Annotated in this window: 14 protein-coding genes and 1 pseudogene; 5 read left to right on the top strand and 10 right to left on the bottom strand. The window is 76.2% G+C overall.

Annotation, left to right across the window (positions count from 1 at the left end):
• Positions 1-13 precede the first annotated feature (13 nt).
• Complete coding sequence (locus A2CP1_RS10660) at positions 14-2,194, bottom strand: ATP-dependent helicase (RefSeq protein WP_012633314.1); 2,181 nt, start codon at positions 2,192-2,194, stop codon at positions 14-16.
• Positions 2,195-2,333: 139 nt separating this feature from the next.
• On the opposite strand from A2CP1_RS10660, the gene A2CP1_RS10655 reads away from it, so the two are divergent.
• Positions 2,334-2,999, top strand: a complete 666-nt coding sequence (locus A2CP1_RS10655) for a CHAP domain-containing protein (RefSeq protein WP_012633313.1) — start codon at positions 2,334-2,336, stop codon at positions 2,997-2,999.
• 151 nt (positions 3,000-3,150) lie between these two features.
• On the opposite strand, the gene A2CP1_RS10650 is transcribed toward A2CP1_RS10655, so the two are convergent.
• The 4 genes from A2CP1_RS10650 to A2CP1_RS10635 form a co-directional block, all read right to left on the bottom strand.
• Positions 3,151-4,761, bottom strand: coding sequence for an amidohydrolase (locus A2CP1_RS10650; RefSeq protein WP_012633312.1), 1,611 nt, complete (start codon positions 4,759-4,761; stop codon positions 3,151-3,153).
• A gap of 174 nt (positions 4,762-4,935) precedes the next feature.
• A complete protein-coding gene (locus A2CP1_RS10645) occupies positions 4,936-6,144 on the bottom strand; it encodes a glycosyltransferase family 2 protein (RefSeq protein ID WP_012633311.1) in 1,209 nt (402 codons plus the stop codon).
• A gap of 51 nt (positions 6,145-6,195) precedes the next feature.
• Positions 6,196-7,788: a zinc-ribbon domain-containing protein gene (locus A2CP1_RS10640; protein WP_012633310.1), complete on the bottom strand. Its 1,593-nt coding sequence runs from the start codon at positions 7,786-7,788 to the stop codon at positions 6,196-6,198.
• A 55-nt stretch (positions 7,789-7,843) separates the two neighbouring features.
• Positions 7,844-8,251, bottom strand: coding sequence for a helix-hairpin-helix domain-containing protein (locus A2CP1_RS10635; protein ID WP_012633309.1), 408 nt, complete (start codon positions 8,249-8,251; stop codon positions 7,844-7,846).
• A gap of 143 nt (positions 8,252-8,394) precedes the next feature.
• On the opposite strand from A2CP1_RS10635, the gene hutH reads away from it, so the two are divergent.
• Complete coding sequence (gene hutH, locus A2CP1_RS10630; protein ID WP_012633308.1) at positions 8,395-9,921, top strand: histidine ammonia-lyase; 1,527 nt, start codon at positions 8,395-8,397, stop codon at positions 9,919-9,921.
• Positions 9,922-9,969: 48 nt separating this feature from the next.
• On the opposite strand, the gene A2CP1_RS10625 is transcribed toward hutH, so the two are convergent.
• From A2CP1_RS10625 to A2CP1_RS10615, 3 genes are all read right to left on the bottom strand, one after another.
• Positions 9,970-11,367, bottom strand: a complete 1,398-nt coding sequence (locus A2CP1_RS10625; RefSeq protein ID WP_012633307.1) for an aspartate kinase — start codon at positions 11,365-11,367, stop codon at positions 9,970-9,972.
• A gap of 215 nt (positions 11,368-11,582) precedes the next feature.
• Positions 11,583-11,948, bottom strand: coding sequence for an FHA domain-containing protein (locus A2CP1_RS10620; RefSeq protein ID WP_012633306.1), 366 nt, complete (start codon positions 11,946-11,948; stop codon positions 11,583-11,585).
• Between the two features lie 14 nt (positions 11,949-11,962).
• Positions 11,963-13,351: a beta strand repeat-containing protein gene (locus A2CP1_RS10615; protein ID WP_012633305.1), complete on the bottom strand. Its 1,389-nt coding sequence runs from the start codon at positions 13,349-13,351 to the stop codon at positions 11,963-11,965.
• A 256-nt stretch (positions 13,352-13,607) separates the two neighbouring features.
• Between A2CP1_RS10615 and A2CP1_RS23750 the strand changes: the two are divergent.
• Together A2CP1_RS23750 and A2CP1_RS23745 are read left to right on the top strand one after the other, a co-directional pair.
• Positions 13,608-14,345 (top strand): annotated as a pseudogene (locus A2CP1_RS23750) (serine/threonine-protein kinase); the annotation flags it as partial.
• 1,009 nt (positions 14,346-15,354) lie between these two features.
• Positions 15,355-17,484, top strand: a complete 2,130-nt coding sequence (locus tag A2CP1_RS23745; RefSeq protein WP_049771363.1) for an ATP-binding protein — start codon at positions 15,355-15,357, stop codon at positions 17,482-17,484.
• A 19-nt stretch (positions 17,485-17,503) separates the two neighbouring features.
• Here A2CP1_RS23745 and A2CP1_RS10605 read toward each other — a convergent pair whose 3' ends face one another.
• Positions 17,504-19,126 carry an OPT/YSL family transporter gene (locus A2CP1_RS10605; protein ID WP_012633304.1) on the bottom strand — a complete coding sequence of 541 codons (1,623 nt, stop codon included), beginning with the start codon at positions 19,124-19,126 and terminating at the stop codon, positions 17,504-17,506.
• A gap of 27 nt (positions 19,127-19,153) precedes the next feature.
• On the opposite strand from A2CP1_RS10605, the gene A2CP1_RS10600 reads away from it, so the two are divergent.
• The gene (locus A2CP1_RS10600) at positions 19,154-20,509 is read left to right on the top strand and encodes a serine/threonine-protein kinase (RefSeq protein ID WP_012633303.1); all 1,356 of its coding nucleotides are present in this window, start codon (positions 19,154-19,156) and stop codon (positions 20,507-20,509) included.
• Here A2CP1_RS10600 and lipB read toward each other — a convergent pair.
• Positions 20,493-21,590, bottom strand: a complete 1,098-nt coding sequence (gene lipB / locus A2CP1_RS10595) for a lipoyl(octanoyl) transferase LipB (protein WP_012526068.1) — start codon at positions 21,588-21,590, stop codon at positions 20,493-20,495. The two genes, A2CP1_RS10600 and lipB, sit on opposite strands and share 17 nt — an antisense overlap.
• Positions 21,591-21,602 lie beyond the last annotated feature (12 nt).

The following is a 21,602-nucleotide window of genomic DNA, read 5'->3' as shown; positions in this document are numbered from 1 at the left end:
ACTCGCCGCCGCCCTAGAACGGCACGTCGTCGCCGCCGCCCGGGTCCCCGCCGTCCGCCTCCACCGGCGCGACGACGTCGGCGGGCCCGCGCCTCGGCGCAGGCTCGCCGAACAGCGCGGGGACGACGCTCGGATCGCGCGGCGGGAGCCCGGCCGCCGGCGGCGGCGCCGCGCCCAGCGCCGCCGGGAGGCCGGGATCGTCGAGCTGCCAGCGCTCGAACAGCTCCGGCTCGGCGGGCAGCTCCTCGAGGAAGCGCGAGGCCTTCATGACCACCCGCTCGCGGTCTCGCGGCGCGGCGACCACCGGGTACGTCAGGTACAGCTCGTCCTTCGCGCGCGTCGAGGCGACGTAGAACAGCCGCCGCTCCTCCTCCTCGCCGTCGGTGTCCTTCAGCGCCTGCGCCGACGGGAAGCGACCGTCGGCGAGCCACACCACGAAGACCGCCCGCCACTCGAGGCCCTTCGCCTGGTGCACCGACGAGAGGATCATCTTCTCGTCCGGCTCGCCGCCCTCCGACACGGTCTCGGCCGAGATCTCGGTGAGCAGCGCGATCTCGGAGAGGAACGCCTCGGTGTCCTCGTAGCCGCGCGCGTACTGCGCGAGCTGCTGGACGTCCTCGACGCGCTGATCGGCGTTCAGGAACTCGGCCCGCAGGTACTCCTCGTAGCCGCCGTCCAGCACCTTCTCGATGGCCTCGCCCGGCAGGTCGGAGGTGGGCGGGCGGCCCAGCGCGCGCAGGAGCTGGGCGAGCCGGGTGTAGCCGGCGCGCCCCTTGGCCGGGACGTGCGAGGCGACGTCGGGCGCGAGCAGCTCGTCCAGCGTGCCGCGCCCGCGGCTGCGCCGCAGCGAGAACGCGCTCCACACCGCGTCGGCGGTGGCGGTGCCGACGCCGGGGGTGATCTTGAGGCAGCGCTTCAGCGCCAGCTCGTCGCCCGGGTTCCGCGCGAAGCGCAGGTGGGCGAGCACGTCCTTCACGTGCGCGGCCTCGAAGAAGCGGACCCCGCTGCGGACGACGAACGGGATCCCGCGGCGCGCCAGCTCGAACTGGATCTCCATCGAGTGGTGGTGCGCCCGGTACAGCACCGCGATCTCGGGGAGCGGGATGCCCTCGTCGCGCAGCTCCAGCACCCGCTGCGCCACGAACGCCGCCTGCTGCTGCACGTCGCGGCACGGCACCACCGCGGGCAGCGTCCCGTCGCGCCGGACGCTCGACAGCTCCTTCTTGAACTGGCGGACGTTCGCGGCGATGGACGCGTTCGCGAGCGAGAGGATCTGCGGGGTGGAGCGGTAGTTGACGGTGAGGTCGAAGCGCCGCGCGTCCGGGTAGCGCTTCTCGAACTCGAGGATGTTCGCGAAGTGCGCCCCGCGGAACGAGTAGATGCTCTGCGCGTCGTCGCCCACCACGCACAGGTTCCGGTGCTCGGCGGCGATGAGATCCACCACGTCGCCCTGCAGCCGGTTCGTGTCCTGGTACTCGTCCACCAGCACGTGCCGGTAGCGCCCGGCCAGCGCGCGGCGGACGTGCTCGCGCTCGGCGAGCAGGATCTTCCAGTTGAGCAGCAGGTCGTCGAAGTCCATCGCGTTGAGCGCGTGCTTGCGCTCCGCGTAGCGGCGGGCCACCCGCAGCACGTCGTCGGTCAGCGGCACGAACTGCGGGCGCCGGTCGGCGAGGACGTCGGCGAGCGGCGTCTGGGTGTTCACCGCCATCGAGACGAGGTCGATGAGCACGTCCGCCTTCGGGAAGCGGCGCGCGCCCACCGCGAGCCCGCACTCCGCGATGGCGGCGGTCATCACGTCGCGCGAGTCCTCGCGATCGAGGATCGAGTAGCCGCGCTGGTACCCCAGCTCCGCGGCGTGCTCGCGCAGCACCTCGTGCGCCACGTGGTGAAACGTGCCGCCGGAGATGCGGCGGGTGTCCACCCGGCAGACCTCCTCCACGCGGCGGAGCATCTCGCGCGCCGCCTTGTTGGTGAACGTGAGGAGGAGGATGCCCTCCGGCGCGACGCCATCGGCGACCAGCCGCGCCACGCGCCAGGTGAGCGTGCGCGTCTTCCCGGAGCCCGCGCCGGCGATCACCAGGATCGGGCCGTCGCCCGCCTCGACCACGGCGATCTGCTGGTCGTTGAGCAGCCCCTGGTAGTTGAGCGCGCGGGCGGGCGGGGAGGCCGCCTTGAGCTGGTAATGCCGGGACATGCGTTCAGGGCAGGCAACCTAGCAGGCGATATCGGCCGGGTCAAACCGGCGGTCGCTTCCGCGGGCGACGACTTCACGATGCGTCAATTGCGGCCGAAAAGTTGGAGGCGCTCACCCCGCCGCTTAGCATCCCACCCCGATGTCGCCGCTGCGCACGCTGCCCGTCGCGCTGGCCGGCCTGCTGGCCGCCTGCGCGGGCCCGATGCGCGCCGCCCGCGACAACCCCCTGCCCCCGCCCGCCCAGGGCCGGGCCGGCATCCGTGAACCGGATGCCGGCCCGGCTCGAGGTGTCGCCCCGGTCCGCGCCAGCGCCGTCACCCGCCCGCTGCCGCGCGCGCTCGCGGTGGAGCGGGCGGTGGGCACCGCGGCGCGCCTGGTGGGCGCCCGCGAGATCGCGGTGGACGGCGTCCGGTACGGCGACCGCTGCGCCGCGCTGGTCCGCGCCGCCTACGCCCAGGCCGGCGCGCCGCTCCCGGCGGAGGCCGACCCGCGGGAGCTCCACGCCCTGGCCCGCGACCGCGGCGCCGCCCGGCGCTGGGCGCCTGCGGCCGGCGATCTGGCGTTCCTGGCCGACCGTCCCGGCGGGCCGGTCGAGCACGTGGGATTGGTCGAGTCCGCGGCCGGGGACGGCACCGCCGTGGTGCTCCACCTGACGGAGCACGGCGTGGCGCGGTTCCGCGTGAACCTCGGCAAGGCCTGGAAGCTGAAGGGCGAGGACGGTCGCACCGTGAACGACCTGCTGGTGGTCGGCGGCGGCCGGCTCCCCGCCGGACGGCTCCTGGTGGGCTACGCCCGGCTACTCTGAGAGCACGTGAACCCATCCCCTCCCGTCGCCGCGGCGGCCGATCCGCGTCGCATCGCGTCGTTGCTCCTCCCTCACATGCCGACGGGCATGCTCGGTCGTCGCGCCTCGCGCTGCTCGCGGCTCGACCGCCTGGCTCGGTCCGGGGATGGATTCACGCGCTCTGAGCGCCGGCGACCGCTCCTGCCACCACCTGCCCGCCCACCAGCGTCGCGACCACGCCCAGCCCCGGCAGCGCCTCCGCCGGGACAGCGAGCACGTCGGCGTCGAACGCGGTGAGGTCGGCGTCCATGCCCTCGCGGATCATGCCGCGGCGCCCCTCGGCGAACGCGGCCCAGGCGGCCCCGGCGGTGAACGCCCGGAGCGCCACCTCCCGCGAGACCGCCTCCTGCGGCTGGAAGGGCGCGCCGTCCGGCCCGCGGCGCGCCTCGGCGGCGTACAGCCCGGCGCGCGGGTCGGGCGACTCGATGGGGAAGTCCGAGCCGAACGCCAGCACCGCGCCGGCCCCGGCCACGCTGCGCCAGGCGTAGGCGCCGCGGAGGCGCCCCGGCCCCTCCCCCAGCCGCGCCGGCACCCAGCCCGCGTCGCTGGTGGCGTGGACGGGCTGCATCGAGGCCACCGCGCCGGTGTCGGCGAGGAGCGGCAGGTCCGACGGCTGGACGATCTGGAGGTGCTCGATGCGCGGGCGCAGCGCCCGGAGCGTGGGGCCGGCGCCCCGGAACGCGCGGAGGACCTCGCGCACGGCCCGGTCGCCGATGGCGTGCACCGCGGGCTGCAGGCCGGCCCGGACCACGGCGTCGAGGCGCGCCCGCAGCTCCTCGGGCGCGGTGAGCAGCAGCCCGCGGTTCCCCGGGTCGTCGGCGTAGTCCTCGAGCAGCGCCGCGCCGCGGCTGCCCAGCGCGCCGTCGGCGAACAGCTTCACCGCCCGCACCTCGAGCCGGCCGCCCAGCTCCGGCGTCCCGCGCCACCGGGCCAGCTCCGCGTCCAGCACCGGGCGCGGCGCCAGCCCGTCGATCATGGCGTACACGCGCAGCGGCAGCCGGCCCGCCTCGGCCAGGCGACGGTAGGCGTCGAGGACGTCCGGCTCGACCCCGGCGTCGTGCACGCCGGTGAGCCCGAGCCGCGCCAGCTCCTCCAGCCCGGCGAGCAGCAGCTCCTCCAGCTCCGCCGGGCCGGGCCGCGGCAGCCGCGCGATGACGAGGTCCATGGCGGCGTCCACCAGCACGCCGGTCGGCCGGCCCGCGGCGTCGCGGAGGATGCGTCCGCCCGGTGGATCCACCGTGGCCGGCCCGATGCCCGCGGCCGCGAGCGCGGCGGCGTTGACCCAGCAGGCGTGCCCGTCCACGCGGAACAGCACCACGGGGTGATCCGGCGCCGCGCGCGTGAGGGCCGCCGCGTCCGGAAATCCGCCCCCGGGCCAGCGGTTCTGGTCCCAGCCGCGGCCCCGGATCCAGCGCCCGGGCGGCGTGGCGCGGGCGCGCTCCGCCACCCGCGCCGCGCAGGCCTCGGCGCTCGCCGCCCCCTCGCAGCGGACCTCCCGCCGCGCGCGGGCGAGACCGAGCACGTGCCCGTGCGCGTCCACCAGGCCCGGCACGGCGCTGCCGCCGCCCAGCTCGATGCGGCGCGCACCCGGGGCCGCGCGCGCGGCGCACTCGGCCGCCTCGCCCACGCACACGAACCGACCGTCGCGCACGAGCGCGGCCCGGGCGCGCGGCCGCGCGGGGTCGAGCGTGTGCAGCGTGCCGATCACCAGCAGATCGTCCATGGAGCCCCCGGCGCGCGCCGCTCGGGGGCGCACGGGGCTGTGTAGCGCCGCCGGGACCGCCTGTCACCCGGCCCGCGCGTCGAGGCGGGATGGCCTTGGGGCGAGCCGGACCGCCGACGACTCGCCGAGCGCCCCTCGAGCCCGAGCAGAGGACGACCCGACCGCGCCCGGCCGTCAGGCGGCCGGGATGCTCGGGCCGGCGCGCTCGGTGCGCTGCCAGGCGGCGCGCTGGCTGCGGCGCAGGAACCGCCACAGCCCCACCGCCAGCGCGGCGTTCATGGCGACGAAGTAGTGCGCCAGCGAGGCGAGCCGGCGCACCGGCCCCCGCAGGCCGGCCGCGCCGTGCCGGCCCGCCAGCGCGAGCCCGTAGAACGCGGCCTGGGCGAGCAGCAGCGCCCGGTAGCCCCACGCGCCGGGCGCGGCGGCGAGCAGGCCGTTCGCCACCGCCGCCGCGGCGAGCAGGAACGGCGCGGACCACCGCAGCAGCTTGTGCGAGACGAACGCGAAGCACAGGAAGCCGGTGCGCGGGTCGAGCAGCTCCGGCACGCGCGCCAGCGCCTGCCAGTTGCCCGCGCCGATGCGCGCGCGCCGCCCGAACTCGTGCCCGGCGTCCTCGGTGGTCTCCTCGAACGCGACCGCCTCCGGCTCGAACGGCACCTCCCACCCACGGGCCGCGATCCGCACCGGGATGACGAAGTCGTCCACGATGGTGTCGGGCGCGAGCGGCGAGAACAGGATGCGGCGGATGGCGTAGATGCCGCCGTTCGCGCCCAGCACGCAGCCGTGCTTGCCCTCGTAGAACTTGATGGCGGTCTCGTACTTCCAGTACAGGCTCTCCTCGAACTCGCGGCGGGTCGGGTTGAAGAGCCGCAGCCGCCCCACCACCGCGCCCACGCCCGGCTCGCGGAAGCGCCGCGCCAGCGCGCGCAGCGCGCCCCGCTCCAGCATTACGTTCGCGTCGGTGAGCACCACCAGGTCGCCGCGCGCCTGCGGCACGAGGCGCGAGAGGACGCTCGCCTTCCCGGCGCGGGGCGTGAGCGCGTGCACCTTCACCCGCGCGCCGCCCACCTCGCGCGCGATCTGGGCGGTGCGGTCGGTGCAGCCGTCGCAGCCGACCACGATCTCGAGGCGGTCCGGCGGGTAGTCGAGGGCGAGGCAGTTCTCGATCTTGCGCCGGATCCAGGCCTCCTCGTCGAAGGCCGAGAACAGCAGCGTCACCGAGGGCCAGCCCTCGGCGGCGCGCCCCCGGCGGTCGTCGCCGCCGGACACGAAGCGGACGGCGGCGAGGGCCTCGCGCGCCCCGTCCCAGACGGCGAGCACGAGCGGGTACCCGACGTAGCTGAACGCGACGAGGGCGAGCGCGAGCCAGAAGATCGCTTCCATGGCGGCAGCGGGCGAGCAACCCGCGCGCCAGCCATCGGCCGCCTCTCGGGGCTAGTGGCCCCCGCCGAACTCCACCGGCTCCGGGGACGGTGCCGGGCGGGGGCGCGGGCGGGGCGGAGCGCCCGCCGGCGGCGCGGACGGGGCGGCGGCAGGGCTCGCGGAGGGCGCCGCGCCCGTGGGAGCCGGCGCGCCCGGTGCCGGCGCGGGGGCCGTCGCGGGCCGGGGCGCGCCGGTGACGGGGGGCGCGGTGGCCGGCGGCGCCGCCGGGCCGCCCGGGCGCTGGGCAACGCCGTTCCGCGGCGCGGACGCGCCGTTCCCAGCCGCGGGCGCCCCCTGCCCGCCCGCCGCGCCGGCGCGCCCGGGCGCAGGCGCCGGGAGGAAGCCGGACGGGGTCGCCGGCTCGGGCACCGCCGCGGCCGCGAGCTTCGCGCGGAGCGTGAGCGCGCCCTCGTGCCGCGGGTTCGCGGCCAGCAAGCCGTCGAGCGTGCCGATCGCCTCCTGGCGGCGCCCGAGCGCGCCCTGGGTGCGCGCGAGCAGGAGCCGTGCCCGGAGGACCTCGGGGTCGTGCGCGAGCAGCGCCGAGAGCGCGACCGCCGCCCGCTCCTGCGTGGCCCGATCCTGCGCGCGCGCGTCGAGCGCCGCCTCGGCCAGGGCGAGCCAGGGATCGCCGGGGAGCCGCTTCCGCGCCTCGGCCACGGCGCGCTCGAGCCCGGCGCGATCGCCGGACCACGCCGCCAGCAGCGCCTGGGCCCGGGCCACCTCGGCCGGCGCCGCGTGCGCCGCCTGCAACCGCCCGAGCGCCTCCGCCGCGCCGGCGGCGAGCGTGCGGGCCTGCTCGGCCTGCGCGCGGGCGTCGGCGGCGAGGCCGTCCGCCTCCGCGCCGGCCGCCTGCTCGGCCGCCTCCCAGCCGGGCTGCTGCTCGGCCCGCAGGCGATCCCGCTCGGCGGCGCGCGCGGCCGCGCGCAGCTGCATCGCGGAAGCGCCCTCGCTCAGCTCGGCGGCGCGCAGGATCTCCGCCGCGGCGCGGTCCGCCTCCGGCGCCCGATCCCGCGGCGCCAGGCGCAGCGCCTCGTCGAAGCGCGCGCGCGCCTGATCCAGGCTGGTGGCGTCGTCGAGCGCCATGAGCGCGAGCCCCTCGGCGCGCAGCCGGCCGGCCTCCGGCGCGTGGCGGCGCGAGAGCAGCAGCCACCCCGCCGAGGCCACGGCGGCCACGGCCACGACGACCAGCGGGATGAGCCACTTGCGCCGGGCGCTCCAGCGGAGCCGGGCCTCGAACGTGCCGACGGTGTCCTTGCGGAGCACGGGCGCCCGCGTCACCGCCGCCTGCGTCGGCTGGGGCTTGTACACCGTCGGCCCGGACCGGGCCGCGCGGGAGGGCTCGGGCGCGTACGCGCGCGTGGCAGGGCGCGGCGGCTCGGGCTCGCGCTCCGGCTCGTCGTCGGGCTCCGGCGCGGGCGGTGGTGGCGGCGGGGCGGCCGGCGGCTCGGGGTTCGATGCAGGCGGCGCGGCCTGACGCGCGGCCTCCGGCGGACGGGCCGTGAACACGTGCTGGCACCGCGTGCACTGGACCGCGGAGCCCTCGGGCGCGAGCAGCGCCTCGTCGAGCTCGTAGAGCGTCGAGCAGCGTTCGCATCGGATCAGCAAAACGACGTTCCTCCGCCCCCGGGTGGAGGAGCCTACCCCAGGGCCGGGCGGGTCGCTACGGCGCAGCAGCCTCGAACTGCAGCGCGGCACGCGCCTGCTCCAGGCGCCGCGGGCCGATACCGCGCACGCGGCGAAGGTCCTCCGCGCTGCGGAACCGCCCGTCCTGCTCCCGGCTGCGAACCACCGCCTCGGCCAGCCGCCGGGAGAGCCCGGGGACGTGAGCCAGCTCGCGCGCACCGGCGGTGTTCGGATCGATGGGCAGGGCCAGGACCAGGCGCTCGTCCGCCGCGAGCGCGCGGCGACCCCCGGGGTCCGCGGCGCAGCCGAGCCAGTGGCGCGGCGGCACGCCGCGGCCCTCGGGCGCGCAGGCCGGCGGGGGCGGCGGGGACTCCACCTGGACGCGAAAGCGCGCCGGCAGCAGGGTGGCGGCGAGCACGAGGGCGAGCGCGACGCGGCGTGGCATGCGACGCGCCCGCTGCAACCCGGGAGCCGGGGCGGGCCGGGCCGGACCGCACACCACGGCGGGTGCCCCGGCCGGAAGCGACGGCGGCCGACGCCGGGACGGTGTAGGAAGGCGCCGCCGGTCCATCCCAGCACGGAGCGCCCATGGAAACCCTCCTCCTCGACGGCGAGACCCTCACGCTGGAGCAGGTCCGTGCGGTCGCGACCGGGGCCGCCCGCGCCGCGCTCGCCCCCGCGGCCCGCGAGCGCGTGCGGCGTTCCCGCGCGCTGGTGGACGCCCGGCTCGAGGACGGCGAGGCGCACTACGGCATCAACACCGGCTTCGGGACGCTCGCCGAGGTCCGCATCCCGCGGGCCGACCTCGAGCGGCTGCAGCGCAACCTGGTGCTCTCGCACGCCGCCGGCGTGGGCGCGCCGCTGCCCCTCCCGGAGGCGCGCGCGCTGGTGCTGCTGCGCGCCAACGTGCTCGCGAAGGGCGTCTCCGGGATCCGCGAGCACACGCTGGACCTGCTGCTCGCCATGCTGGAGCGCGGCGTGGTGCCGGTGGTGCCGGAGCGCGGGTCGGTGGGCGCGTCGGGCGACCTCGCCCCGCTCGCGCACCTGGCGCTGGTGCTGATCGGCGACGGCGAGGCGTTCCTCGCGCCGCCCGGCGCGGCGGGCCGGCCCGAGCGGCTCCCCGGCGGCGAGGCGCTGCGGCGCGCCGGGCTCGAGCCGGTCGTGCTGCAGCCGAAGGAGGGGCTGGCGCTGGTGAACGGCACCCAGGCCATGGCCGCGGTCGGCACGCTCGCGCTGCTCCGCGCGGAGCGGCTGGCGGCGCTCGCCGATCTCGCCGGCGCCATGACGCTGGAGGGCCTGCTCGGCTCGCACCGGCCGTTCGCGCCGGAGATCCAGGCCGCCCGCGGGCAGCCCGGCCAGATCGCCGCGGCGGCGCACCTGCGCGCGCTGCTGGCCGGCTCCGAGCTGAACGCCTCGCACCAGGGCCCGGGCTGCCACAAGGTGCAGGACCCCTACTCGCTCCGCTGCATGCCGCAGGTGCACGGCGCCGCGCGCGACGGCATCGACTTCTGCCGCGGCGTGCTGGCGCGCGAGGTGAACGCCGCCACGGACAACCCGCTGGTCTTCCCGGACACCGGGGAGATCGTCTCGGGCGGCAACTTCCACGGCCAGCCGGTGGCGCTCGCGCTCGACGTGCTCGCGGTGGCCGCCTCGCACCTCGCCGCGATCTCGGAGCGCCGCGTGGAGCAGCTCGTGAACCCGTCGCTGTCCGGGCTCCCGCCGTTCCTGGCGCCCCAGCACGGGCTGAACTCGGGGTTCATGATCGCGCAGGTGACCAGCGCGGCGCTCGTCTCGGAGAACAAGGTGCTCTGCCACCCGGCCTCGGTGGACTCGATCCCGTCCTCCGCCGGCCGCGAGGACCACGTGTCGATGGGCATGACCGCGGCGCTCAAGGCGCGCCAGGTGGTGGAGAACGTCCGCACCTGCCTCGCCATCGAGCTGCTGGTCGCGGCCCAGGCGCTCGATCTCCGCGCCCCGCTCCGGCCCGCGCAGCGCGTGGCCGAGGCGCACGCGCGCCTGCGCGAGCGCGTCCCGCACCTGTCCGAGGACCGCGCGCTGCACCGCGACATCGAGGCGGTGTCGCGGCTCGTGGACGAGGGCGCGCTGGAGCCGTGAGCCTGGCCCGGGCCGCTGCCCGCACGGGCGGCGGCGCCGGCAGCCTCCCTACGCCACCGCCTGCGTCGGCGGGTTCAGGCAGAGCGCCCGGTTCAGCGCGATCACCGCCTGCTTGTAGTCCTTGCGGTCGATCACGAACTGCATGTTGGTCTGCCGGAGCGACTGCGAGAACGCGTTCACGTTGATGCCGTTCTCGGCGAGCGCCTGGGTGGCGCGGGCCAGCACCCCCGGGAAGGCGATGTTGCTCCCGATGACGCAGACGATGGCGGACGGGACCACCGTCACCTTCTGGTACTGGTTCTCGAGCTCCTCCAGGAACGCCGAGGAGATCGACTTCTCCCAGACCACGTGCGTGATCGAGTTCGCGTTGGTGGCCTTCAGGATGTACGAGATCCCGTGGCGCTGGAAGATCTCCATCACCCCGAGATCGAAGCCCACCGTCCCGACCATCGACGGATCGTGGATCTCCACCGCGCTCACCTTCGGTGAGCCGGCGATCACCTCGATGCGGGCCTGGCTGCCCACGTAGTCCTTGGTGATGAGCGTGCCGGGGTGCTCCGGCTCGAACGTGTTCTTCAGGCGGATGGCGATGCCGGCGAGCTCCATGGGCTTCGCGGCCTTCGGGTGGATCGCCTCCATCCCGACGTCGGCGAGCTGGTCGGCCACGTCGTAGTTGGTCATCCCGACCACCACCGTGTTCTGCGCCCCGACCAGCTCCGGGTCGGCCGAGGACAGGTGGTACTCCTTGTGGATGACCGCCTCGTCGGCCTTCAGCTCGACGGCGACCTTGCTGAAGGTGACCTCGGAGTACCCGCGGTCGAACTCCCGCATGATGCCCTCGACGCCCTTCGTGTACCCGGTGACCACCACCACCTGACGGGTCACGTCGACGCCGGTGAAGCACTTGTGGATGCGCTCGTCGATGGTGAGCGGGTCGTCGTCGTCGAAGCCGGAGAGGTCCATCAGGGAGGCCTCGACGTCCTTCGCCCGGAGGAGCTCCACGCTGTTGAACGCGCTGTGCGCCTCGCCCACCGCCGCGAGCATCTCGCGCGCGGCGAGCAGCACGCTGTCGCGGCGCACGTAGCCGCTCGCGAGCACGTGGCGCATCGAGTCGAGCAGCGCGCGCAGCTCCTTCATGCGCTTCTCGATGAACCCGTCGGCGCGGGCCAGGTCGAGCCCGAGCGGCGCGAGGCCGGCGTTGATGGCCTTCAGCTTGCCGGTGAGCGCCTCGATGGCGCTGGTGTAGTCGCCGCCGTTCGCGAAGCGCGCGTAGACGCCGGGCTCGCCGGTCTTCTTGTGCTCGAGGAGCTGGTTGGTGACGCCGGCGTACGCGGAGACGACGTAGACCCGGCCGTACACGCGGCTCGGGTCGCGCAGCATGATGTTGCGCAGCACCTCGTCGAAGCGGGACATCGAGGTGCCGCCGATCTTCTCGACGCTGATCATGCGAAGGGTTCCGGGGGACTGGGTGGCGGTGCGGGACTCGTGGCCTGGGATGGACGGTCCGCGATGATACCCAAACGTGCGCCACATGCCACCCGCCCGGGATCCGGACGGGCGGCCCCTGGGCCGGAGACGCCTCGGCGGGCCCGAGACGACGGCGCCCGGACCCTCGGGCGTCGAGGATCCGGGCGCCGGGCGCCGGGGTAGCGCGTGGCAGCCTAGGCGGCGAGCGCGGTCCGGCGGAGGTCGCCGCGCGCCGAGAACCGGAACGCGGTCACCGCGCCGACGCGGATCTCGTCGCCGTCCCTGAGGACGGCGGACCGGATCCGCACGCCGTTCACGAACGTGCCGTTCGTCGACCCGAGGTCGGTGACCATCCACGCGCCGTCCGGCCGGCGGGCGATGCGCGCGTGCAGCCGCGACGCGCCGCGGTCGTCGACGGGCAGGTCGGCCTGCTCGGCGCGGCCGATGGTCAGGCCGTCGGACAGCCGCAGCACGCGCCCGAACGCGTCGAGGTGGCTGGCGAAGCTGCAGACCAGCGACGGCGCGGGGGCGGTTCCTGCGGGTTCGAAGGTGGCGAGCATGGGGACCTCCTCGGCTACTCCGAGATGGACACGTCGGCCGTGGTCAGGAAGACCTGCACGGGCCGGAACGCGCGCCCGTTCACCGAGCAGGAGGCGTGCGTGACGCCGTCCGCGCCCGCCGTGCAGCGGTCCGCGGCCAGCCCGGCCTGGACCATCGGGCCGCAGGAGCCCGGGACGCCGTGCTCGGCGGCGCAGCCGCGGGGCGTGGACACGCGCGGATCGAGCGACTCGGCCGAGAGCGCCACGTACACGCCGGAGCCGTCGAAGAGGTTGCCGAAGTACGTCGCCTCGCTGAACCGCCAGCCGGCGGTCTCCTCGGCGGTGACGGGGATGGCCGCGCCGCTGGGGTCGTAGCCGCGGACGGAGATCTGGACGTGCTTGCCGAAGGCGTTCGTGTGCGCCGCGACGCAGGCGCTCACGAGCTCCTGCTCGGCGGCGGGGATGGCGGCGCCCGCGGACCACCGCGGCGCCAGGCCGAACACGCCCGACCACGCGTAGGACTTGCCGGCGTGCGCGTAGGACAGCGTGGCGCCGGCCGGCAGCGCGCACTGCGCCACGTACTTCATGACCATGTCCGAGTACCCGGCGTCGCGGTCGAACCAGGCGGCGAACGCCGGGGCGGCCATCGCGGAGCCGGTCAGGCCCGCGGCCGCGATCCCCGACGTGCCCGCGCCGAAGGCGAGGCCGTTGTCGAGCGGACGGAAGCCATTGGTGTTGATGCCGTTCGTGTTGATGCCGTTCGTGTTGATCCCGTTCGTGTTGATGCCGTTCGTGTTGATCCCGTTCGTGTTGATCCCGTTCGTGTTGATGCCGTTCGTGTTGATGCCGTTCGTGTTGATGCCGTTCGTGTTGATCCCGTTCGTGTTGATGCCGTTCGTGTTGATGCCGTTCGTGTTGATGCCGTTCGTGTTGATGCCGTTCGTGTCGATGCCGTTCGTGTTGATGCCGTTCGTGTTGATCCCGTTCGTGTTGATGCCGTTCGTGTTGATGCCGTTCGTGTTGATGCCGTTCGTGTTGATGCCGTTCGTGTTGATGCCGTTCGTGTTGATGCCGTTCGTGTTGATGCCGTTCGTGTTGATGCCGTTCGTGTTGATGCCGTTGGTGTTGATGCCGTTCGTGTTGATGCCGTTGCCGACGAGACCGTTGGTGTTGATCCCGTTCGTGTTGATGCCGTTCGTGTTGATGCCGTTCGTGTTGATGCCGTTCGTGTTGATGCCGTTCGTGTTGATGCCGTTGCCGACGAGACCGTTGGTGTTGATCCCGTTGGTGTTGATCCCGTTCGTGTTGATGCCGTTCGTGTTGATGCCGTTCCCGACCAGGCCGTTCTCGCTGGTGGTTGCGCGGGCGTGCGCGGCGACGGTGAGAAGAGCTGCGATCAGGAGCGAGCGGATGTAGACGTGCATGAGCTTTCCTCCTCCGTCGCCTGTCCACGCAGGGGTCCCCACCGCCACTCCCCCTCGCGCACCTTTGGGCACGGATCCGCACCACTTTTTGTCCCTTCAAACGGGTACGATATCCCTTGATCATGTGACACTCGTAGGGGGTATACTGTACGTGAAAGGGGCAGATCTGCGTCCCTAAGGATCACGTGGCTTTACTCCAAGCGGATATCGCGCACCCGTTCACGGGTTTCGCGCGACCCACCCGTGAGCGCGTCGTATGATGCGCTCCGTGAATGCGTCCGGACCGCCTCCACCGGCCCTTCCGCCGATCCCGGGGTTCGACATCGAGGGCGTGATCGGCCGTGGCGGGTTCGGCGAGACGCTGGCCGCCCGGCGGGCGCGCGACGGGGTCGCCGCCGCGGTCAAGATCGCGCAGGGCTCGACGCCGCGCGCGCGCGACCAGCTCTTCCGGGAGGCCGACGCGGTCCGCGCGGTCGGGCCGGCGCTGGCCCCTGCGCTCCTCGGCAGCGGGGTGCTGGACGACGGCCGCGCCTGGCTCGCGCTGGAGCTGCTGCCGGGCCCCTCGCTCGGAGACCGGCTGGACGCGCTCCGCGGCCCGCTGCCGGCGGACGAGCTGCGGCGGGTCGCGCTCGCGCTCGCCGAAGCGCTCGCGCTGCTGCACGGCCGCGGCTGGCGCCACCTCGACCTCAAGCCCCGCCACGTGTTCGTCCGGTCGGGCGCGGCCCGCTTCGTGGACTTCGGGCTCGCGGAGGGGCCCGCGACGCAGGCTCCGGCGGACGCGCCGCCGGGCGCCTCCGCCGGAACGGCGGCCTACATGTCGCCGGAGCAGGTCCGGGGCGACGCGCTCGACGTGCGCGCCGACGTCTACGCCGCCGGCGCCATCCTGTTCGAGCTGGCCACGGGCTCGCCGCCGTTCGAGGGCGCTCCCGGCGAGCTGCGCCAGGCGCACCTCGCCCAGCGACCGCCGCGGCCATCGGAGCGTGCCGCGGTGCCGGCCGGGCTCGAGGAGGTGATCCTCCGCTGCCTGGCGAAGCTCCCGGAGCGACGCTACGCCGACGGAGCGGCGCTCCGGACCGCCCTGCAGGCGGCGTTCGCGATCACCGCCGAGGTGCGCCCGCCGGCGGACGCGCCGCAGCCGACCGGGGTGCGGCGCCGCAACGTCGGCCTGCTCCGGGTCGGCTTCGACTCCGACGTGCTCCGGCTGCAGCGCGTGGCCCAGGCCGCCGGCGGCCGGCTGGCGCAGTTCGACACGCGCTCCGCCGCGGTGGTGTTCGAGCCCGGCGCGCGGGAGAACGCGGTGCGCCTGGCGCTCGACGGCGCGACGGCGCTGGTGCGCGACGCCGTGGCGACGCGCGCGGTCGTGGACCTCGCCAGCGTGTCGCTGGTCGATCTCGCCACCGGGCCCCGCTACTACCTGCCTCCGGAGCCCTGGCCCCCGCTGCACGGCGGTGCGGAGGGCGCCCAGATCTTCCTGACCGCGCGCGCCGCGGCCGCGGTCCCGTCCGCGCGCGTGGCGCGGCGGCCGGACGGGCTGCTCCGGCTGCTGGACGACGACGACGTGGACGCCCCGCTGCCCATGCTGGTGGGCCGCGCCCCGGTGCTGGAACGGCTGGTCGCCGCGGCCGCGGCCGCGCTCACCGGGCACGCTCCGGGGGTGGTCTCGGTCACCGGCGAGGCCGGCATGGGCAAGACGGCCCTCGGCGCCGAGCTGGCGGCACGGCTGCGCGCGCTCCCCAGCACGCCGGAGGTCTTCGAGGTCCGCGCGCGAGACGGCATGGTCGGCCAGGACGAGACGCTGCGCGCGCTGCTCGCCTGGGCCCTGCGCCTGCCCCCCCGGGGCGCCGCCGCCGGCCGACCGCGGGCGCGCCGCGCTCGCGAACCTGCTGCCGGATGCCGGCCGCGAGTCCTGGGCGCCGGTCGCGCTCGCGCTCGGCTGGATCGACGCGGACGAGCCGGTGCTCCGGCAGTGGCGCGCGGCCCCCGGCGCGCTGCGGACCGCGGCCATGCGCGCCGCGGGAGAGGCGCTCCGGGCCAGGGCGCGCGCCCGTCCGGTCTGCGTGCTCGTCGACGACGCGCACTTCGCCGACGCCGCGGCGCTCGACGCGCTGGAGTTCGCCGCGCTGGCCGAGGCGGAGGTGCCGCTGTTCGTGTGCGCGCTGGCACGCCCGGCGCTCGGCATCGCGCGGCCGGGCCTGGGCGAGCGCGCCGCGCAGCAGCACCGGATCGTGCTCGGGCCGCTCGAGCCGGACGAGTCCGGCGAGCTGTGCCGGCGGCTGCTGCTCCCGGCCGAGAACGTCCCGGCGCGCGCCGTGGCCCGGCTGGTGGAGCGATCGCGCGGGATCCCGGTGCTGCTCGTCGAGCTGGTGCGCGGGCTTCGCGCGCAGGGGCTGGTCCGTCAGCAGGGACCGCAAGGCAACTGGTACGTGGCGACCGACGAGCTGGAGCGCGTGCCCGACCTGCCGCTGGTGGACTGGCTGGCGCGGCAGGAGATGGCGCTCCTGCCCGAGGCGCTGGCGGCGCACGCGCGGCTGGTGGCGCTGCTCGCGGACGAGGTCTCGCGCAGCGAGGTCGCGGGCGTCGTGACCGAGCTCGACCGCGACGGCCTGGGGCGCTCCATGAGCCTCGACCCCGAGGTCGCGACCCGCCGCCTGCTCGAGCTGCGGGTGCTCGTCGAGCGCGGAGACCGGGTCGCGTTCCGGCACCCGCTGCTCCGCGACGCGGTGGCCGCGTCCGCCTCCGACGACGAGCGCCGGGCGGTGCACCGCGCCGCGTTCCGCTACTACCTGCTCGTCACCACCCTGCCCGACGGCGAGCGGCTGCCGCGCCTCGCGGTGCACGCCGAGGCGTGCGGGCTGCGCCCGGAGGCGGCCTCGCTCTGGCTCCGGATCGCCGAGGGCCTCCGCGGGCGCCACGCCTACCTGGAGGCGGAGACCCACTACACCCGCGTGCTGACCCAGCTCACGGCGGAGGACGATCGCGGGCGGTTCGTGGCGCTGCGCGGCCGCGGGCTGGTGCGCTACCGGCTCGGCCGGTACCGGGACGCCATCGTGGATCTGGGCGCGGCCGCCGCGGTGGCGCGCACCGTGGGGAATCCGGTCGGCGAGGTGGAGTGCCTGCTCGACGAGGCGACCGCGCTGGACTGGATGAACGACTGGGCGGCCTCGGCCGAACGGCTCGCCCAGGCCGAGCGGATCGCCGGGAAGAGCCCGGGCCCGCTGGTGGCGGTGCGCCTCACGCTGGCGCGGGGCCGCGCGCTCCTGCGGCGCGCGCGGGTCCGGGAGGGCGCCGCGGCCGTGGAGGCCTCCGCCACCCTCGCCGAGCCGCTCGGCGACGAGGGCTACGAGACGCTGATGGTCGCGCTGGTGATGGGCGGCGCGGTGTTGCCCAGCCTCGGCCGGACCGCCGACGCCGAGCGGACCTTCGGGCGCGCGCTGGCGCTCGCGAGCGATCGCGGGGACGCGCTCCATCTCGCGTCCGCGCTGAACAACCGGCGCAACGTCTGGATCGCCCGCGGCGACCTGGAGCGCGCGCTCGAGGACGAGGCCGCGTTCCTGCGCATCGGCCGCGATCTCGGGATGATCGGGATCGAGTACGTCGGGCAGTTCAACATGGGCGAGCTGCTGTACCAGGCCGGCGCGCCCGACCGGGCGCTCCCTCACGTGCACCGCGCCGTGGAGCTGGAGCGGCGTCACCCGGAGATCGCGGGCAAGCCGCTGGCCCGGCTGCTGATGGCCCGCCTGCTGGCCTGGGGAGGCGACGCCGAGGGCGCGCGCGGCTGGCTGGCGGAGGTGCGCGAGGTGGAGGCGCGCTCCAGCGCCGGCGCGGTCCTCGCGCCCTCCGACGAGGTGCTCGCGGCCATGGTGGATCTCACGGCCCGGCGGGCCGGGGCAGCGGAGTGGGACGCGCTGAGCGCCAGGTCGCGCGGCACCTCGATCGACCAGGAGGCGCTCGAGGTGCTGGAGCTGCGCGGCCTCGCCGCGCTGCGCGACGGGCGGGGAGCGGAGGCGCTCGCCGTCCTCGAGGAGGCGCTCCGCCTGGCGGACGGGATCCCCAACGTGATGCGGCGCCGCCTGGAGGCGTCGCTCGCCCGCGCCCGTGCGTCGGCGGCGCCGCTCGGCGACCGCCCCGCCTGACCGCCGCGAGCACGGCGCGTCAGCGCGGCCCGGCGCCGCTGGCGACGGCGGCGGCGATCAGCGCCACGAGTGACTCGCCCACGATCGCGCCGGCCGCGACCGGCTCCACCGCCGTGCCGCGGCCTCGCCGGGCCTGCCACGCGCCGAGCAGCGCGCCCAGCAGCATCGTCCCGACGTAGTGCGCCGGCACCAGGAACCCGAGCCCGAGCGCGCCCGGCGTCGGGACCTTCCCGCGCAAGCGGCCGCGACCCGCCACCTCGAGCAGCGCCCCCGCGAGCGTCCCCGCGACCAGCAGCAGCAGCGCGCCGTGCGGCAGGTGCCCGCCCCCGCCCACCGCCTCCGCGAGCGCGCGCCAGCGCAGGGCCGTCGGCGCCGGGAGCTCCACCGAGCCGAGCGCGTGCGCGTGCACGAACGCGCGGTACAGCGGGACGGCCGCCGCGATGCCGAGCACGATGCCGAGGATCTGTGCGCGGAGCTGCAGCGCAGGGGGCACGCCCAGCCGGGCCCCCGCGCGCAGCGACCAGAGCGAGATCGCCGCCTGGCCCCCCACCGAGGAGGGCAGCGCCCCGGCAGCGGTGGCGGCCACGGCCCCGGTGCCGAGCGCGCCCGCGCCGCCCTGCAGCACCTGCCCCACCTCGCCGATGGGCGCGACGTCGGTCCGCCCCGCCACCCGGGCGCAGGCGACCGCGCCGAGCAGCGAGGGCACCGCGACGAGCGCCGCCACCCCGAGGTGCAGGCCGAAGCCGACGTGGGCGGCGCCGACCATCAGGATCGCCGCCCCCACCGTGAAGGCGAGCGCGACCCTGGAGCGGCTCGCGCCCCGGAGCAGCGCGCCGAGGTCGGCGACGCCGGCACCGAACGCCCGGAGGTCCGCGACCAGCGACACGACCGAGCCGCCGAGCACCAGGCCCACCCCGGGCCAGAGCAGCCACGCAGCCGACGAGACGAAGGTCACGTCGGCGATGGCGCCGGTCCGGACGAGGATGGGCGTGATGACGAAGAAGGCGAGCGCCGAGCCGGCCGCGAGCGCGCTCGCGTTCGCGACCCCCACCAGCGCCCCCGCCCCTGCCAGCATGGGCGAAAGCGCGACGCCGAGGCCCAGGGCGCCCGCCCGCCCGCCCGTCAGGAGCATCGCGGGGACCAGCCCCGGCCCGTCGCGCAGCGCCGTGAGCGCGGCGGCGAGCACGCCGCTCACGGTGAGCGCGCGCGCGCCGGAGCCGGCGTGCGTGCGGAGCACCTCGGCGGCCGCGATCCCGCTCGGGAACGGGAGCGCCTCTTCCTCGAGCAACCGCCGCCGCAGGCCGTGCGCCAGCAGGAGCCCGAGCACGCCGGCCCCGATGCCGAACGCGACGACCGTCCAGGCTGGCGGGGCGGCGCCCATGAGCTCCAGCGCGGGGACCGCGCCGAGGAGCCCGGCGACGGCGGGCGCGGCGCCGGTGCCGGTCGCGATCGACTGTGTGATCGTCGCGTCCGTCGCGTCCAGGCGTCGACCCAGCAGCGGGTAGACGGCCGCGGCGAGCACCGTCGCGGTGACGATGCCGATCTCCCAGAACCCCGTCCGGAGCCCCATGTAGACGTTGCCCGCCGCGAGGAGCAGGCCGAAGACGGAGCCGGCCAGCACGGCGCGGGGAGTGAGGCTCACGCGCCCATGCTAAACCGGGGATCGAGGATGCCCGAGGAAAAGGCCACCCTTCCCCTCCCCGGCGCCACCCCCCCGGTCGGAGGCCGCGCCCCGGCGCCGGAGACGCTCGCCGCCGGCGCGTTCGCCGGCGACTGGCAGCTGGTCCGCTCGCTCGCGGCCGGCGGTCACGGCGTCGTCTACCTCGCGGCGCACCGCGCCACCGGGCGGCGCGCGGCGGTGAAGGTCCTGTCGCACGTCTACGCCGCCTCCCCGGAGATGGCGAGCCGCTTCGTGCGCGAGGCGCGCATCCTCTCCCGGCTCCGCCACCCGAACGTCGTGGAGATCCTCGAGCTGGGATCGCTCGCCGACGGCCGGCCGTTCGTGGCCATGGAGCTGCTGGAGGGGCGGAGCCTCCTCGAGCTCGTGTTCGCCCGCGGCCGCCTGTCGCTGCCGGAGGCGGTGGAGCTGCTCGCGCCGGTGTGCACCGCGCTCGACGCCGCGCACCAGGCGGGCGTGGTCCACCGCGACGTCAAGGCGTCGAACGTCTTCGTGGAGAGCGGCGATCCGCCCCGGGTGAAGCTGCTCGACTTCGGGGTGGCCCACGCCGCCGGCCCGGACGATCCGAGCATCACCGTCACGGGCGAGCGGCTCGGCTCGGCGCACGCCATGGCGCCGGAGCTGATCCGCGGCGAGGCGGTGGACGCGCGCGCCGACGTCTACGCCCTGGGCGTCCTGCTGTACCAGCTCCTCACCGGCGAGCTGCCGTTCTGGTCGGAGGACCAGTTCGAGCTCGAGCGGCTGCACCTCAGCGCGCCGCCCCCGCGGCCCGGACGGCTCGCGCCGGTGCCGACCGCGGTGGACGCGGTCGTGGAGCGCGCGCTGGCGAAGCGCCCCGACGAGCGCTTCGGCTCGGCGCCGGCGTTCCTCGAGGCGCTGCGGGCGGCGGCGGGCCTCGCCGGGCAGGCGGAGGAGCACGCGGCGCGCGCCGCCGTCCTGCACGTGTCGCTCGCGCCGGCGGGCGGGCTCGAGCCCGCGGACGTGCTGGCGCTGCTCGAGCTGGAGGACGCCGCCGCGGGCCGGCTGTCCGCGGCCGGATGGGAGATCGACGTGCGCGCGAGCGGGACGCTGCTCGCCACGCGCGTGCTGCCGCCGGCGCCGGAGGCGGCGCGCGCCGCGCGCGCCGAGGCCGCCGAGCTCGGGGCCGGGCTGAGCGAGTCGCTGGCCCGCGCGGCCGGGGCGCGCTGCCGGGTCGAGGTGTGCCTGCACGCGGGCGAGATCCGCCTCGGCCCGGACGAGCGGCGCGCCGGCGGTGCGGTGTTCCGGATCGCGGAGTGGGTCCGCGACGCGCCGGGGGGCTTCGTCGCGACGGCGCAGGCGCTCGAGGGGCTCAGCGCCGGGCGCTGAGCGCGAGCCGCACCGCCCGCCGCAGCCCGGGGAAGCGCAGCTGCGCGGCCGCCTCCTCCCCGGTGGCCCAGGCGTGCTCGGTGTGCTCGCCGGAGAGGCGCGGCTCGAACCCGTCGGGCACCCGGGCCGCGAACGCCACCTCCTCGACCACCACGAGCGCGCCGGGCCGGACGCGGTTGACGCTGGGGTCGAGCCCGAACGCGTGCCGGTAGCCGAGGGACACCACCGGGAGATCGGCGCCGGTCTCCTCGCGCAGCTCCCGCCGCGCGGCCTGCTCCGGCGCCTCGCCCGGCTCGATCCGCCCGGTCACCTGCTGCCAGAAGCCGCCCCGCTCCACGCTCCGCCGGAGCAGCAGCACGCGCCCGTCCGGCCGCACCGGGACCACCGAGATGGTGCGCAGGTCGGGCCCGGCGTCGGCGCGGGCCAGCTCCAGGACGTCGGCGAGGTGCGCGGCCAGCCGGTTCTCGATCTCGGCCTGCTCCGGCGTGGCCCGGCCCCGCGCCGCCAGCTCGGCCTCGAGGCTGGTCACGCCGAGGCGGGGATCCGCGATGCCGCACGGGACGATCACCTGGAAGTGCGCGAGGTCGGTGCGGGCGTTGAACGCGAAGCCGTGCGAGGTGATCCAGCGCGAGAGGTGCACGCCGATCGCGCCGATCTTCCGGCGGCCCACCCAGCAGCCCCGGTGCTCGGGGTGGCGGCCCGCCTCCACGCCGAAGTCGGCGCAGGTGCGGATCATCGCCTCCTCGAGCGCCCCCACGTACCGCCGCACGTCCTTGCGGCCGTTCAGATCGAGCACCGGGTAGCCGACGATCTGGCCGGGCCCGTGGTAGGTGACGTCCCCGCCGCGGTCGGTCTCGTGGATCTCGAAGCCCTGCTTCTCGAGCCAGGCCGGCGCGGCCACGATGTGCTCGCGCCCGGCGCTGCGGCCGAGCGTCAGCACCGGCGGGTGCTCGAGCAGGAACAAGAAGTCGGTCGCGGCGGGCGTGCCGGCGCGGACCGCGTCGGCGGCGAGCCGCATGAGCGCGAGCCCGTCCTCGTACTCGACGCGGCCGAGGCGGTAGGTGCGCAGGACGCGCGGCATCGATCCCTCCCC

This window comes from Anaeromyxobacter dehalogenans 2CP-1 (assembly GCF_000022145.1).
GTDB lineage: Bacteria > Myxococcota > Myxococcia > Myxococcales > Anaeromyxobacteraceae > Anaeromyxobacter > Anaeromyxobacter dehalogenans.
This window is presented reverse-complemented; position numbering and strand designations above follow the sequence as displayed.